Origin of the sequence: Chitinophaga rhizophila (genome assembly GCF_019492185.1) — a bacterium.
Classification (GTDB): Bacteria; Bacteroidota; Bacteroidia; order Chitinophagales; family Chitinophagaceae; genus Chitinophaga; species Chitinophaga rhizophila.
This window is the reverse complement of sequence record NZ_JAICCF010000006.1, coordinates 304,548-320,058: the sequence shown is the minus strand read 5'-3', so window position 1 is coordinate 320,058 and position 15,511 is coordinate 304,548. Positions and strand designations below refer to the sequence as shown.

At 42.5% G+C, this 15,511-nt stretch carries 11 protein-coding genes; 5 read left to right on the top strand and 6 right to left on the bottom strand.

Annotated elements, in window-relative coordinates; genetic code table 11:
- Positions 1-148 precede the first annotated feature (148 nt).
- Positions 149-1,129: an AAA family ATPase gene (locus K1Y79_RS27805; protein ID WP_220253490.1), complete on the top strand. Its 981-nt coding sequence runs from the start codon at positions 149-151 to the stop codon at positions 1,127-1,129.
- 19 nt (positions 1,130-1,148) lie between these two features.
- Positions 1,149-3,599: a S8 family peptidase gene (locus K1Y79_RS27800; protein ID WP_220253489.1), complete on the top strand. Its 2,451-nt coding sequence runs from the start codon at positions 1,149-1,151 to the stop codon at positions 3,597-3,599.
- A 269-nt stretch (positions 3,600-3,868) separates the two neighbouring features.
- Here K1Y79_RS27800 and K1Y79_RS27795 read toward each other — a convergent pair whose 3' ends face one another.
- Positions 3,869-4,849, bottom strand: a complete 981-nt coding sequence (locus K1Y79_RS27795) for a hypothetical protein (RefSeq protein WP_220253488.1) — start codon at positions 4,847-4,849, stop codon at positions 3,869-3,871.
- A 48-nt stretch (positions 4,850-4,897) separates the two neighbouring features.
- Positions 4,898-6,370: a hypothetical protein gene (locus tag K1Y79_RS27790; RefSeq protein ID WP_220253487.1), complete on the bottom strand. Its 1,473-nt coding sequence runs from the start codon at positions 6,368-6,370 to the stop codon at positions 4,898-4,900.
- 154 nt (positions 6,371-6,524) lie between these two features.
- Between K1Y79_RS27790 and K1Y79_RS27785 the strand changes: the two genes are divergently transcribed.
- Entirely contained in the window at positions 6,525-7,016 is a 492-nt protein-coding gene (locus K1Y79_RS27785) for a TlpA family protein disulfide reductase (protein WP_220253486.1), read from the top strand.
- On the opposite strand, the gene K1Y79_RS27780 is transcribed toward K1Y79_RS27785, so the two are convergent.
- Genes K1Y79_RS27780 through K1Y79_RS27765 form a run of 4 tightly spaced genes read right to left on the bottom strand, consistent with a single transcriptional unit; the run spans position 7,003 to position 10,349 of the window.
- On the bottom strand, positions 7,003-7,998 hold the full coding sequence (locus K1Y79_RS27780; protein ID WP_220253485.1) for a hypothetical protein: 996 nt from the start codon (positions 7,996-7,998) through the stop codon (positions 7,003-7,005). The two genes, K1Y79_RS27785 and K1Y79_RS27780, sit on opposite strands and share 14 nt — an antisense overlap.
- 42 nt (positions 7,999-8,040) lie before the next feature.
- The gene (locus tag K1Y79_RS27775) at positions 8,041-8,583 is read right to left on the bottom strand and encodes an RNA polymerase sigma factor (RefSeq protein ID WP_220253484.1); all 543 of its coding nucleotides are present in this window, start codon (positions 8,581-8,583) and stop codon (positions 8,041-8,043) included.
- A 44-nt stretch (positions 8,584-8,627) separates the two neighbouring features.
- Positions 8,628-9,758, bottom strand: a complete 1,131-nt coding sequence (locus K1Y79_RS27770; protein ID WP_220253483.1) for a FecR family protein — start codon at positions 9,756-9,758, stop codon at positions 8,628-8,630.
- 36 nt (positions 9,759-9,794) lie between these two features.
- Positions 9,795-10,349 carry a sigma-70 family RNA polymerase sigma factor gene (locus tag K1Y79_RS27765; RefSeq protein ID WP_220253482.1) on the bottom strand — a complete coding sequence of 185 codons (555 nt, stop codon included), beginning with the start codon at positions 10,347-10,349 and terminating at the stop codon, positions 9,795-9,797.
- Positions 10,350-10,721: 372 nt separating this feature from the next.
- Between K1Y79_RS27765 and K1Y79_RS27760 the strand changes: the two genes are divergently transcribed.
- Both K1Y79_RS27760 and K1Y79_RS27755 read left to right on the top strand, forming a co-directional pair.
- Positions 10,722-13,997 (top strand): SusC/RagA family TonB-linked outer membrane protein, encoded by a 3,276-nt coding sequence (locus K1Y79_RS27760; protein WP_220253481.1) that lies wholly within the window; start codon positions 10,722-10,724, stop codon positions 13,995-13,997.
- A 32-nt stretch (positions 13,998-14,029) separates the two neighbouring features.
- Positions 14,030-15,433, top strand: coding sequence for a RagB/SusD family nutrient uptake outer membrane protein (locus K1Y79_RS27755; protein ID WP_220253480.1), 1,404 nt, complete (start codon positions 14,030-14,032; stop codon positions 15,431-15,433).
- Positions 15,434-15,511 lie beyond the last annotated feature (78 nt).

Genomic DNA, 15,511 nt, shown 5'->3' with positions numbered 1-15,511 from the left:
TTTTAGTGTAACAGAAGAAAATGACGATCAGAATGTCGCACAATTAACCTAATTTGTGCCTGATTTCTATAGAAGTTTGCACAAACAGTACACAGGTATGTTTTTTGAGTTAAGAAGGATCCAGACACGGATTTCAGATTGATTATATATGGCAGCAGCAGATCAAATAAAAGGTCTAATAAGATCATTCGCTGAAGGCGATGAAGCAGGGTTTTATGCTACTGCAATGCAAATTGCTGCCTCTGAAGCAAGAAGTGGACACCTAGTACTGGCAAACGAACTGAAGAAGCTGATTGATAAGGCTAAAAGCACTAAATCATCGCGTTTAGGAATTGTAAAACCTTTTCCTATAAGTGCCAGCCAGAAGGAGCTCAATGATCTGTTAGAACTTATTCAACCTCATGAAAGGCTTCAGGAGATGATACTGGAGTCAAAAGTGCAGAAGTCGTTAAGGCGCGTGTTAGATGAGCAACATAAAGTAGAGCTTTTACGCAAGAATAATCTATCACCCAGGAAAAAGTTGCTGTTTGTCGGGCCTCCGGGCTGCGGAAAGACAATGTCTGCAAGAGTATTAGCTACCGAGTTAGGCTTGCCGCTTTTTATTATCCGTCTTGACGGTCTGATTAGTCGTTACATGGGAGAATCCATTGCTAAGTTGCGATTGATATTCGATGCTATGAATCAATTCAGAGCAGTCTATTTTTTTGATGAATTTGATAGTATCGGAACAACAAGAAATCAGCCTAATGACGTTGGTGAAATAAAGCGTGTGTTGAATACGTTCCTGCTACAGATAGAAAAGGACAATTCAAATAGTTTAGTGATCGCAGCTACGAACTTCCCTGAGTCTTTGGATCAGGCACTATTTAGGAGATTTGATGATATTATTCAATTTCCGCTTCCTGATCTTCAAGAAATTATTGCGCTATACCAGAAAGAATTAGCTGATTTTAAGCTTTCAGACACATTCAATATTCAAAAAATTGCTGCAGCATCTGTAGGATTAAGTTATTCAGATGTTCATCGTGTATGTAAAGATATTGTGAAGGATTTTCTTGTCTATGGGCCTGATGAAGTTTCTGAAGAACGTTTAATTATTTATGCTCAGCAGCGAAGACATCCATTTTAAATAAATTGTAACACCTCAAATGCCGTTACGCCACATCATTATCCACGGAAGAACACAGGCATTATCCTATAAAAGTATACAATCGGGTGGACGCTCTATCCCTTTAAAGGGAAGCGTTGATCGCAATAGACATGGAAATGCAATTAGAACAAAATTTAACGCAGCTATAGCTGGATTTCATCCAGATACAGATACTGATTTTGTGTGTCTGGTATTTATTTCGTCGCCAGGCTTTTTGATCGATATCGACAAGCTTGATAAAGGCGATTATAAATTGGCCAATTATAGGATTCTGGATAGACCTTGTCCCGATGGGACGAGCCAGAAAGTGGTAGAGGCTACGGTTTATCTGAATAAAAGGGCAGTTGCTAACTTTTTGAAAAGAGTTAATGATTATATCTACAAGAATACTGTAGAAGGAAACCCTAAAAATCAATCACTTATTGTCAATATTGAGGATATTCAGGCGGCCGTAATAGAAAGTTTCTGGCAGGAGCCGGAGCTTCCGTTTCCCGATCATAATGAAGTAATATGGTGGGAGATGTGGATGGATCGCGATGAAGATGATAATGCAGAAGATCCGCTACTTCCAATCTGGCCGATACTTGAAATGTCCGAAGTATATGTAAGTAACAGGTTCCTCAAATTTCCTGAGCATTTTGTTTATCTGGTCAAAGGAACTGCAAAGCAGCTGGCAAATTCATTTTTGTATACAGATCGACTGGTTGAAATAAGAAAGCCGAGAGAGACCGCCGATTTCTTTACAAGCCTAGAGCGTCAGGATCAGCACAACTGGATACAGCATCTGGCCGCAAGAACTACGACTGCCAGTGAAGGAAATGCAGTGTCGATTTGTCTTTTAGATACAGGGGTTAACACGGCGAATCCGCTATTGTCGAATTTAATTTCTGATAGTAACCTTGATGTGGTAGAACCTGCCTGGACAAAGTATGATACACACCCTGCTGGTCATGGTACTGCAATGGCTGGACTCGCATTATACGGAGATCTCACGGATGCTTTTGATACAAATGATCTGGTGCAGATTAATCATCATTTGGAAAGCATTAAACTAATTGAAAGAGGGTATCAGCATGACCCTCTTTTGTATGGATCAGTTACACAGGAAGCTGTAGCAAGAGCTGAAATAATGAATCCTGGTTTCAGACGCATTGCCTGTATGGCTGTTACGGTTGATGATATGACACATAAAGGGCGTCCTTCTTCTTGGTCATCTGCTATTGATCAGATTGTATTTGGGACTGCTGATAACCCAAATGAAAATACGCTCTTCTTTGTTTCATCCGGAAATTTATACCTGGATGAAAGAATAAACTATCCTTTATCTAATGCAGGTACGTCTATTCATGATCCTGCGCAATCCTTTAACGCGATTACTGTCGGTGCGTATACACTAAAGGACACAATAGATGCAGCAATGCACCCAGGGGCGGAACCTCTGGCGAAAAGAGGAGCCATTGCACCTTCCAATACATCTTCAGAGTCATGGTGTAATGAATGGTGCAGGAAACCTGATATTACGATGGAGGGTGGAAACCAGGCGTTACAAAATGGTAGTGTTATTGATCCTGAATCATTGTTGGTGCTTAGTACGGGTAGTGGTGGCATCGGACGCTCTTGGTTAACAAGTTTTGGAGAAACAAGTGGCGCAACGGCGCTCGCATCTAAATTTGCAGCAGAGTTGTATACCCATTACCCGACCTTATGGCCGGAAACAATAAGAGGATTGATTATACACTCGGCTGATTGGACCCCACAGATGTTAGGGAATAGAGCTATAGGAGAATTAACGTCTGAAGAGAGAGTCAGGTTGATTCGTAACGTGGGGTATGGTGTTCCTAACCTGGAAAAGGCGAAGTATAGTGCTGCAAATTCATTGTCATTAATAGCAGAAAGAAGTTTAAAGCCCTTTAAGCTTAATGGTAGTAAGACAGAACCAGATCAGTTTCATTTGTTTGACTTGCCTTGGCCTACTGATGTATTGCAGGATTTACTGGCTACAGAAGTGAGATTTAAAATTACTCTTTCTTACTTTATAGAGCCTAATCCCGGAAACAAGCAATATGATCTGGCTACCAGTTATCGTTCTCACGGCCTGAGGTTTAAGATGAAAGGTCCGAATGAAAGTTTGGCTGCTTTCAAAGCAAGAGTTAGTAAAGATATGCGTGACGCAACGTATATAGCAGAGGGGAAAGAAAGCTGGATGATTGGAGCTGCGGTAAGAGATAAAGGCAGTATTCATAAAGATATATGGATAGGCACAGCAGCAGCTCTCGCTACCAGGAATGCGATTGCTGTATATCCGGTTTCAGGATGGTGGCGAAACAGGAGAAAGCACAACAGATTTAACCATAGCGTGCGTTACTCATTGATTCTCACAATAGAGACACCCGATATAAATATGGATGTTTATACACCCGTGTTGAACATGGTGAGTATTGAAGTTTAGTGATTCGCTATGAGGTGTGGACAGATGCTGAGACTGTAAATCTCATCACTGCGCTTTATGTATAGTACCTTTTTTCTTACGGCTTTTGCAGCACATACATCTATCAGGATATTTCGTATTCGAGATCTGTTATCAGCTGAGATACAGTCTATGGTGACATTACTACCTGTCGCTTTCGAGCCAGAAGTAATGCCTTGATCTTTTTATATTCAGAGATCGTCACCAGCCAAATTTCAGATGTGCATTGCATCAGTATACTTCCTACTTACCTAATTCCCATTCGCCGCCACTTTAAACCCATAAAAACCTTCCACTTCGCTGATCAGTTCCTCCGTACTCAACCCAACTTTAACTGCGATCTCTCCCGGTTTATAAGTTTGTTGAACGATCATATCAAACGCTGTTATCATCTTCAGCATGTGATGACATTCTTTGATAGGGATAGAGAAATGTGCCAGGAACCCGGCTTCCATTTCTGTTTCACTGATCCGGAATTTCCAGCAAAGGTCATGTAGATCGAAGTGCAGATGCGGGTTGTTACGCATGTAATCGAATACCTGATCATACTTCCGGTTATCAGCGGGGGATATGACGATGGTGCCTTTGTATTGGCGACAGAACAGTCGGAAGAGGTCTGCGCAGCATCTTTCAAGGAACACACCTGCGTAGGTAACGAGGTAGCGGCAGGTCAGTATTTTAGATATAAGTAACCGCGAGAGGGCGCTGACAGGGAAAGGCTGTTTGTTAAGGACCTGGTATCCGGTACGGTTCTGCAGGATGCGTTTGTTGAGTTCCGGGAAGTCTGCAGTTAAGGCCGGCATATATTCCGGGAGTATGTTGATATTGACGGAGAGTGCTTTGGCGTCTTCCTCAAGAGGCAGCTGACTGATGCCGGGTTCCAGGTAGAAGAGGTTACAGGTATCTTCTGCGAGGTGGTAGGGGGATGCGTCAGGCAGCCGGACGTTCAGTCCGCTTTCAAAGAGGAAGTGCAGCGTGTAGAATGCGTGTGGGACGTACGGTAGTATATGTTGTTCCCCGTTGGATATAACATCGTGTATCCAGAGGGAATACGGTCCGAGGATGATGTGCTGGGAGAGTATATATACCTGGCCCTGTTGCCAGCAATGTATGGTGGCAGAGGGCAGCAGTAGTTGCAGATACTCTTCGGGTATCCTGGCTGTATTGGTGTTGCCTATCCGTTTGCCTTCCAGGGGTAGTAGTCTCGCATCTTCTGGTGACAGTGCGGGCATGAGTATTCGGTTTGCATTATAACACGCTGTTTGCCAGAATAGTTCGGACTATTCTTTCTTCGTGGCTTCCCTGATCAGGTATTCCATGAAAAGGAATGCAAAGGAAGTCATGATGAGGATGGGGAACATCTGGAACCGCAGGGCGATGGGGGAGGCAAAGACACTGAAACCGAAGTTGGTCAGCCAGAGGCAGACGACAAGCAGCAGTCCTTTACCGAGCAGGGAGTGCTGTTTATACCCCTGGAGCAGCAGAAACCCTAGCATGCCCAGGAAGAAGATGACGTTCATGGTACCTACCAGGATAGGGTAATAGTTCAGGATGTCTACTTTGAAGTCTTTGAACTTGGTTTCGACCTTATCGCTTTTGTATTCAAACCAGGTTTGGGCGATGGGGTGAACGGTTTCCTGGTTGGTGCTGTAATATTCCAGGAACTCGATGGGAGGCGCGTAGTACTTCAGGGCATTGGGCAGCAGGTAGAACTTGGCAAAGGGGATAGGGTACTGTTTGATGATATACTTGCCGTATTCCTCATATAGAGGCGCTACAGTCGCCCAACGCTTCAGTTCCGGGGCCAGTGTGTCTTTTTTGAATTGATTCTGCATATAAGTCCTTAAAGGGGCTCCTGGGGTCCACATGTAGATGGTACTGGCTACCAGGTCTTCTTCAGGGTGCCGGGGATTACCGACCGTACTATCAAAATATTCACGGATCATACTATCCAGCACCTGGTACTTTTTAGGTACAGGTTTGCGTTCCGCTTTGGGCACAAACTTATAGGCATACATGGCGTTATTGGCCATCTGCCAGCCTGTAAAGGGGGTAAAAATGCTCTTTTTGCTGATCTCGTAGTATTTGTGCTTATTATATTGGATAAAGCTGCCGATCAGGATCACACAGATAACCAGTCCCAGTACCTTTTGCAGGATAGGTTGTCTGGATAGGAGGAAAGCGATACCGGCTATTAAAGGGTAATACAAGGCATTATACCGTACGGTAAAGGCAAGGAACAGTACAATGGCATGGTAGATCATCAGCTTCCTGGAGGGGCGGTAGATGATCCATAGCAGGATGTTAAACCAGGTCAGGCTGAGTGACAGGAATAGCGTGTCGCTGGATACATAGTTGGCCAAGTACAGGAATACCGGGTTGAATAGCATGAATCCGAAGAGGCCAATCCGGGTATATCTGTGAGGGTTGTAGAAGTAGAACAGGGTAAATACCAGGGAGAGTATGCTTGCCTGGAGCATCAGGTACTGGAACACGACGAGCGCCGTATCCGAGTGTGTAAAGACGCTGAACAGGCGGATAAACATGGAATAGCCTACCGGATAAGTATTAATAGACAGGTTCTGGTGGGCGGTCTCCATATAGGCGTAAGAGTCGCCGTTAATGAAGCTGGCATATGGATACAGGTATTTGAAAAAGATCAGTTGGATTAGGATCCCGATAATGGCAGTCCATACGTAGGGGCGGTTATTGGGATCTTTAAATATGTAATCTTTGAGGCTCGGGTTACTCATGGGGAGCTTGATTGTGGTTAACGGGTTTTTTAAAGTTAGGTGGTACGCCGGGACGAATAGTTAGGAGATAAGGACAATTTATGATAATCGCTATCTCCTAACTAATATCCGCGTGAATGCAGTTATATTACCCGTTGTTAACCATCACTACATTATGAAACAGCTACTCCTTTTGTTTGTCCTGGGGCTTGCCAGCTGTGCCCAGGTTCCTGATGCCGCCGATATGCCAAAAGATCCTAAAGCATTACCACCGATCATTCTACTTAAAGGCGATACCGTCTCTAAGTACAGTACAGATAGTCTTGCGAAGGGGCGTCCTACGCTATTGTATTATTACGGACCAGCCTGTTTACCGTGTGATACATTGACACAGAAGATGCTGGCGGCGATAGATACGTTGAAGGATGTGAATATCTTCTTCCTGAGTGCCGGTAGTTTTCACGATGTGAAGTTGTATGAGAAGAAGTATGGGATGGAGAAGTTTCCGAACGTGCAATTAGGGTTGGATTATAATAATACATTCTTCCGGTATTACGGCGGACAAGCATATCCGCTATTGGTATTCTATGATAAGGAGCGGCAGATAAAGCGTGCGAATCTTGGTTCTTTACCAATAGATACCATCCGGGCAATCATTGATAAGTAGTGCTTCTGCTGCAGGCGTAGTAGTCAGTCACCTGCATAATCATGTTCAGGGTATTGGGAAATTCTGTGATGCGGGCAATTTCATCCATGGAAATAACTTGTTTCTGCATCAGGTCATAGATAAACATCATCCTGGACATGTGCATGAAGTCGTGTATAGATACGGCAAAGTGTTGTTTAAACTCAAAGGCCAGTTTCTTGCCGGTTGTATTGAACATATATCCCAGCTGGGTGATTGTATGCTTCTTGAATGATTGTTCGCGGAGATAAGCAAACAGCTGCAGGATATTGTTTGTATTAAGCACGCTATCTACCATTAGCGGCTGATGGGCAGCGGCTTCCTGTGCAGCAACATTCCTTAGGAGGTCTATGCAGATGCGGAAGAGGTAGGGATAGGCTCTTTTAAGGGGGTATTTGCAGGAGAGTAGTTTCTCCATCAGGAAATCGCAGATTGGGTTACTGTGATAGGGATACGTGTTAAGCGGACCGGGATCGTGACGGTTGAGTTTAGTAAGAGGTGCCAATCCGGGAAATTCGTCTATCATTGTCAGCAGGGTATCCTGTCTTATATTGATGTGTATGGATAGGATCTTTTTTCCTGCCGCAATGGGAATACGATGTATACCGGAAGGGAGATTGAAGAGATTAAATTCTTTTTCTTCGAGGAGGTAGCTGGGCGCTTCCGTGTTTTCGAGGTGGAGGCTATCTTCATAGATGCCGTGTAGTGACCATATCTGAGAGGGGATAAATGGACAGACTACTATGTTTTTATTGGCCCATATATCGTGTGTCCATAGTGAGAAAGGGCCGAAGTTAATGTTTTGTGACAGGATTTCACTTTCCCTATCTTCACGGAAGTAGGTGCCGGCAGCGGGTATGATCAGTGATTCATATTCGGCTGGAATAGCTGTTGGCGTGATGTAGGATGGGGTAAGTCTCTCGAACCGCAGCAGCTTGTTAGCACCAGGTAGCGACGTATGCATATATGGTTATTTAGTGTCTATGGATAGACCGGGACCAGATACTTATACTACTTCACGCAGGCGGGTACGGATGACTTTCAGTGCACGGCTGACCTGGTTTTTTACCACTTGAGGCTGAATGTTCATATCCTGTGCAATTTCTTTATGGCTCCAGTCTTGCAGGTATAATAGTTCAAATACTTTTCTGCAGGCAGGTGCGGAGACGTAGGTAGCTGCTTTCCGGATTTGTTGTCCCAGTTCTTTGTTTTCGAGATTTCGTGGAACAGCACTTTCTGCGGAGGTGTAATAAGTATGTGAGACGAACCTGCGGGCTACCTCGTTGCGCCGGCATTTATAAGCATATTGAAGATGTACGGCCCTGGACAGATAGTGTTTCAGGGAGATTGTGATTGCCAGTTCTCTGCGTCGTTGCCATAAAGAAGTAAAGATCTCCTGTACCATATCTTCCGCTTCCTGTTGATTGCGTACTTTGTGGTATGCTTCAGTCAGCAGTTGCGGGCGATACTTTTCGTAGAGTGTAGCAAAAGCGTTTGCATCTCCGTTTTTCACAGACAATAATAGTTCTTCCTCGTGAAATAACATCATTTTACATTCAAAACTGCATAACAAAAAATAAAGGTCCTGTAACGTCACTTAATGTGTAAGACACTGTCATTATCAAAGTAATAATTGAAGTGTCCAGTGAACTCCAGATCGTCCAGGAAATGGCGCATAGGCCTGGATTTGTCGATATACCCTGTAAAGCGGCGTTGGCCTGTATTGGGATTGTCATACACGACAGTTATTCCATACCATCTTTTCATCACCTGGCATAATTCGTCTATAGTCGTTGCCCGGAACACATAAGTACCCACTCTCCATGCTAATAATTCTTCCGCATCAAAACGTTCGACTGCTGCATCTTGACCCTGCTGGTATTTTACAGAGAATCCTGGTTTCAGCATGATCGTTGTGGAATCAGCTTCTAGTTTGATAGCGCCTTTAACGAGTGCGATTTGTTCAAAAGTTTTATCGTAGGTATTGACGTTAAATTCTGTACCGAGTACCTGTACGGTACTTTTGGGGAGGCGTACGATGAACGGTCTTGTAGGGTCGTTAGCGATAGAGAGGTAGGCTTCACCCTGGATAGTGACTTCCCGGGTATTGCCGTCGAAGGTTACAGGGAACTGCATCTGGGAGGCCGAGTTGAGTTGTACTTCAGAGCCATCTGCCAGTTTGATTTTATAGTCTTTTCCGGGAGGAACGATGATAGACGCGAGGCCCTTTCCGGCAGATTTGCCTTTGAGGGAAAGTTGTTTTTGTTGTGCATTGACGGTAAGATCACCTATCTGCACTTGTTGCTGCGTGCTGCCCAGATTAACGACTTCGCCATCGGGCAGCTGCAGTGCAACAGTTTGGAGGGACAATCCATGGACAAATGCCGTAGGCCTTCCGGGCTTTGCAGGCTTGATAAATAGTATGTAGACACTCGGTGCAGCCAGGGCGAGGAGTGCTAAGCTTAATGTTGTGCGTATAACGACGCGTATCCATTTCCTCTTCCGGATCTTTGCCCATACTTTTTCGACGGGCAAATGTTCGGGCAGCAGGGCGAGAAACGCTTGTTCCTCGGGGCCTGAGAACTGATCGTAGATGGTGTTTCGGATAATGCGTGCTTCCGGTTCGTCTTCGAGCAGTTTTTTGAGGGTGGCACTGTCTTCGGGAGTTATGATACCACCCAATTCATCCAGTACCAGTTGTTCTATTTGGGTTTCGTCGATCATAGTAATGAAAGAGTCGAAAGAAACGCCAAAAGGTACTTATGATAAGCTGTGTTTCAGATTCTCGCGCAGGACTTTCAACGCGCGGTGGATATGGTTTTTCACAGACTGGACGTTGATATCCATTTGATCTGCGATTTCTTTGAGGCTTTTTTTGTGGAGATAAAGTTGTTCAAAGGCGAGCCGGCTGGCGGGAGTAATGCTATCTATTGCTATAGCTAGTTGCCGGCCCAGTTCTTTTGTCTCGATGGGCGTGGTGGTGGTGTAGGTATCCGCAAGCCAGGTATATTGTTGTTTTTTACTTCTGGTACTGGTCTTCTTCCTGATCAGGTCGATGCATTTGAATCTTACTACCTGTATGAGGTAAGCTTTTAGGCACTGAGGTGTTTTCAATGACCTGCGTTTGTCCCATAGCCAGCAGAAGACTTCCTGGACAATATCATTGCCCTCATCTTCATCCTGCAGGCGGGTATATGCTTCCATATATAAGCGGCGGCTGTAGCGGCTGAAGATAGTATTGAAAGCGGCTTCGCAGTTTTCCTCCTGTAGGAGGGCGAACAGATGTTCATCGTTGTAACCGTCAAGTGCGTGCATACCAGTGTCAGAATGAATAGTTATACAATAAGCTGTATATGGACTTCAAGGGATAATAATGAGCTTTTGGGGATTTACAGACAATGATGAACGTATTTTGTACACTTGCTAAGCTACTGAATCTCAGATTGTCAGTAGTTAATACGGTGTTAACAGCCCGTTTTTTTTTCAGTATTTAAATTTCTGTTAAATCTGTGGAGTACTTTTTATTTTTCGTTCCGACTGAAGGAAGAGACTCAATGCAAATCATACTAATTAACTGACCAACCAATCATCTGAACTAACTGGCTAATAACTGAACAATTGTCGTGTGAATCAACGGCGCTGATTACTGTATTCTTTATTCGTTGTCAAAAACTAACTCCAACACTTATGCGCATCTCTACGCCTCGCAGTAACCTGCTAGTCAGGTTTTTGTCTGTATTCTTATTTGTTTTCACCTCCGCCTTTGCTGAACTTGACCAGACCGGCAAACAAAAAGTGACCGTCATCGCCGCTGACGCAACACTGGAAAGCGTGTTTAAACAAATCGAGAAACAGACCGGGCTGAGATTTATGTATGCCACTGAAGCCATCGACATCCGCGACCGCATAAGCGTCAACTTCGATAAAGTTGCACTAGATGATGTGTTAGGAGAGGTGCTTGGTAAACGCGGTTTAGAGTGGCTGTATAGAGATGGAGTAATATCGCTAAAACGTGTTATTGCGCCTGTTAGTAAACCAAGCTCCTTCCTCGAAGCACAGATTACACTAAAGGGCAAAGTGATGGACGAAAAAGGTACGCCGATACCAGGTGCGACGATCCAACTTAAAGGGACCACTAAAGGAACCACAACAGATAATAATGGTCACTTTGTGCTTGAAGATGTTCCAGAAGGCGCAATGTTGATTGTCAGTTTCATGGGATTTACAACAAAAGAAGCAAAGGCAATTGCGAACCCAATGAATATCTATCTTGCTGAGTCAGTTAATAATTTGAAGACAACTATTGTAAGGGGCTATTATCGGGAGTCTGAATATTATAGGATCGGAAATGCAACCACAGTTACTGCTGCAGATATTGAGAAGCAGCCTGTCTCGGATCCGTTATTAGCGTTACAGGGCAGAGTGCCGGGCATGACAATTACACAGACTACAGGAGTGCAAGGTGGCGAGGTGAAGGTGCAGATAAGGGGAAGGAATAGTTTGAATAGTGGTGTTGTACCATTATTTGTAATAGATGGGATACCATATTCGCCAGCAATCACTGCACCTGTATTTACTAGTTTTGGTGCAATAGGTAACGTCTTATCTGCCTTAAGCTTCATAAATCCTCGAGATATTGAGACGATTGACATATTGAAGGATGCTGATGCAACAGCAATATATGGATCTCGAGGGGCAAATGGTGTTGTACTCATCACAACAAAAAAAGGGAATATTGGCAAGACCAAAGTTGACTTAAGTTTTACTAGAGGAATAAGTAAGTTAATTCGTAAAAGGCGTTTGATGAATACATCGCAATACTTGCAGATGAGATATGAGGCTTTTCGGAATGATAACGTTATTCCGAGCGCAGATAAATATGATATCGGATTTGCACCTGATCTAAAGGTTTGGGATACAGCCAGATACACTGATTGGCAAAAAGAACTCCTGGGGCAAACAGGATCATACGCTGACCTTCAGGTTTCTGTCAACGGTGGAAATACTAACGTTCAATACTTAATTGCTGGCAATTATCACAAAGAGACAACGATATTTCCAGGGAACTTTTTTAGTGGAAATGGTGGAGCGCATTTTAATATTACTGGCACGTCAACTGATATGAAATTAAGAACATCTTTAACAGGTTCTTATAGTCGTAGGAAAACTAACTTGCCTGGAGTTGATCTTGCCCGGCATGTCAATTTACCTCCTAACGCTCCGGAAATTTACGACAGTGCTGGACGGCTAAACTGGGCTAATTCAACTTGGGAAAATCCATTTTCAAATTTGATAAGTAATAAACTAGATGCTAATACATCAAATCTTGTAACCAGTTTGAATATTAATTATTTTATTGTCCCTAAACTTGCATTATCTGGGAGTTTAGGTTACAACGAACTAAGAAATGATAACTTTTCAGGTTTCTTAATTGCAGGTTCAGCGCCAGAATTCCAATCTGTCACATCCGCAAGGGCTATTTACTCCACAACGCTATCTAAGAGTTGGAATTTCGAGCCGCAATTATCTTATAATGCAAAAATTGGCAATGGAAATTTAAGTGCACTTGCAGGGGCTACTTTATTAGGAAATGACTTTTCGCAGCAAACAATTGTTGCATCTGGAATTCAAGACGATGCCCTTATCCGTAATCCCGCAGCGGCTTCTGAGTACTCAGTTAGGGATTCTAATAGCAAATATAAGTATTTGGCAATTTTTGGAAGGCTAAGTTATATTTTTAGGGATAAATACCTTGTGAATTTTACAATGCGGAGAGACGGAAGTAGCAGATTTGGGCCAAGAAGCCAATTTGCTTCTTTCGGATCTTTGGCTACTGGATGGATTTTTACACAAGAAAAATTTGTTAGCCGCACCTTGCCATTTTTAAGTTATGGGAAATTACGTATGAGTTATGGTACTACTGGTAATGACCAGATAGGAGATTATCAATATCTTGATAGGTATAACTTCCAAGATATGAGATATCATGGTGTAAAGGGATTGGAAGTTATCGGAATATTTAATCCTGATTTCTCTTGGGAACTAACCAGAAAATTTGAGATGGGAATAGAGATAGGATTTCTTAATGATAGAATCTTTTTTTCCAATAGCTTCTATCGTAATAGATCTTCTAAACAGTTAATTGGGTATCCGCTTCCTTCTATGACAGGTGCTGGATACATCACTGGAAATCTACCTGCAGTGATTCAAAATGCTGGACTTGAAATTTTAATTAGATCGAAAAACGTTTCCTCTAAGGATCTCGATTGGACAACCTCATTTAATATCTCATTAAATCGCAACAAGTTAAGATCATTTTCTGGCATAGGCGCAGTGTCCGCAACTGTAGGTAAGTCATTGTCTACGATCGATGTAAATAGGTATTTGGGAGTTGATCCACAAATAGGAACTTACTTATTTTCGGACAAGGATGGGAGTCCAACAATTGTTGAAGGAGCTGCTAGAATTGCATCAATTGATATAAATCCAAAATACAGTGGTGGAATTCAAAATTCCATAAGATACCGAAGTTTTCAAGTTGATTGCTTTATTCAATATGTAAGACAAGTGGGGGCAAGTGGAGTTTTGGATCCCTCTGCTATACCAGGCATGGCTAAAAATCAGTCTACTGCCTTGCTTGACCGTTGGACTCAAAAGGGAGACATTAGTACATATCAAAAATATAGTCAGAACTATGAGTTGATAAATTCGTATTTAGGTCATCTATCTAGTGATAAGGGATATGAGGATGCTTCCTTTATAAGGTGCAAAAACATCTCCATATCATGGACACTGCCGACTCTTTTATTAAATAGAATACATATAGATCATTGTCGGATATATGTCCAGGGACAAAATTTGTTCACATTTACAAAATATTCAGGATGGGATCCTGAAACACAGTCTATGACAGCAATTCCTCCTCTTAGAGTTGTCGCTTGCGGGGGACAGATTACTTTTTGAGTATTATTATTATCTGTTAAAGATTACAACCGATGAGTAAATATATTTTTTTTCTTTTATTAATAGCATTGCTAATTCCAGGGTGTCGAAAGTTTTTAGAGATAGGCAATCCAACTATTGAAATTGTTGCCGATAAAGTATATAATTCTAACACATCTGCGGCTGCAGTTCTAACCGGAATGTATTATACAATTGGTCGGGATGGGAGTTTCGGAGACGGGCAAGGTGGGATATCTTTTCGTTGTGCGCTGTACGGTGACGAGTTAGCGGCCTTAGTTCCGGTATATCATTTCACTGACGAATACCAAAATGCAAAGAGTCCTGATTTCTGGGCAAACCTATTTGGGTTAATATACAGAGCGAATGCAGCAGTCGTTGGATTAAATAAGTCAAATACATTATCGCCTGACATTAAGAAGCAACTCTTGGGTGAAGCCAAATTTCTTCGTGCCTTTTGTTATTTTTATTTAACAAACTTTTATGGTGATGTGCCACTTCTACTAGAGCCAGAATATAGGATAACATCTAGTGCATCGAGGTCAGAAGAATATCTTGTTTACAAACAAATAGTTCAAGATTTGATAGAATCAAAAAGCCTTCTTAGTACTAGGTTTTTAGCTGCCGACATCATTTCAGAAACTGAAGAGCGTGTACGTCCTACTAAATGGGCTGCTGCAGCTCTTTTGTCGCGCGTCTATTTATATAGAAAAGAATGGAGGTCGGCTGAACTTGAAGCTGATACTATTTTGGGTAATTTAATGTTTGATACGGTGTCTGTACATAATGTTTTTATAAAAAATAATCGGGAAGCAATATGGCAGATTCAACCTGTTGACGATCGAAATGGCTTTCTAAATACCGCGGATGCAAGAATTTTTGTATTAAATAACGGTGTCAATTCTCAAAATCCGGTTTGGTTAGGCGAAAATGTAATGAAGGCGTTTGAGGAAGATGATTTGCGATGTAAATATTGGATAAAGTATACAGCAAACGACGCTTTTAAAAAGTATCCATATCCCTTCAAATATAAGAGTTATGATAGAAGCGATATTTCCAAAGAGTATATTAGTGTATTGCGATTAGCCGAGGTGTATTTAATCAGAGCTGAAGCTCGTGCTGAAACCGGTAATATTGTCGGAGGTAAAGAAGATCTAAACATAATCAGACGAAGAGCTGGAATTAGGTTAGCCGAAACCCTTACAAAGAAAGCTTTGTTAGATGCAATTATGCATGAGCGACAAATTGAATTTTTTACCGAATGGGGACATAGATGGCTTGATTTAAAAAGACGTGGGAATCTTAGTAAGGTAATGGAGATTTACGTGCCTTTAAAGGGTGGAATTTGGGTGGCCTATAAAGCTCTTTTTTCCCTTCCGCTGGAGGATATTAGACTGAATCCTAATTTAGTACAAAATGAAGGATATCCAAGTTACTAACCTGATCCGGGTGACTTAATAATGTTCAACTACAAGTGCCCTTTAAATGTTCATGTTAGATAGGATCTGATCAGTGAA

Bases quoted from the DNA above. Each gene is read 5' to 3' on its own strand.
- K1Y79_RS27765 (WP_220253482.1), bottom strand. From the start codon at position 10,349: ATGCACGCACTTGACGGTTACAACGATGAACATCTGTTCGCCCTCCTA.
- K1Y79_RS27805 (WP_220253490.1), top strand. From the start codon at position 149: ATGGCAGCAGCAGATCAAATAAAAGGTCTAATAAGATCATTCGCTGAA.
- K1Y79_RS27790 (WP_220253487.1), bottom strand. From the start codon at position 6,370: ATGAGTAACCCGAGCCTCAAAGATTACATATTTAAAGATCCCAATAAC.
- K1Y79_RS27780 (WP_220253485.1), bottom strand. From the start codon at position 7,998: ATGCATACGTCGCTACCTGGTGCTAACAAGCTGCTGCGGTTCGAGAGA.
- K1Y79_RS27800 (WP_220253489.1), top strand. From the start codon at position 1,149: ATGCCGTTACGCCACATCATTATCCACGGAAGAACACAGGCATTATCC.
- K1Y79_RS27755 (WP_220253480.1), top strand. From the start codon at position 14,030: ATGAGTAAATATATTTTTTTTCTTTTATTAATAGCATTGCTAATTCCA.
- K1Y79_RS27760 (WP_220253481.1), top strand. From the start codon at position 10,722: ATGCGCATCTCTACGCCTCGCAGTAACCTGCTAGTCAGGTTTTTGTCT.
- K1Y79_RS27770 (WP_220253483.1), bottom strand. From the start codon at position 9,758: ATGATCGACGAAACCCAAATAGAACAACTGGTACTGGATGAATTGGGT.
- K1Y79_RS27775 (WP_220253484.1), bottom strand. From the start codon at position 8,583: ATGATGTTATTTCACGAGGAAGAACTATTATTGTCTGTGAAAAACGGA.
- K1Y79_RS27795 (WP_220253488.1), bottom strand. From the start codon at position 4,849: ATGCCCGCACTGTCACCAGAAGATGCGAGACTACTACCCCTGGAAGGC.
- K1Y79_RS27785 (WP_220253486.1), top strand. From the start codon at position 6,525: ATGAAACAGCTACTCCTTTTGTTTGTCCTGGGGCTTGCCAGCTGTGCC.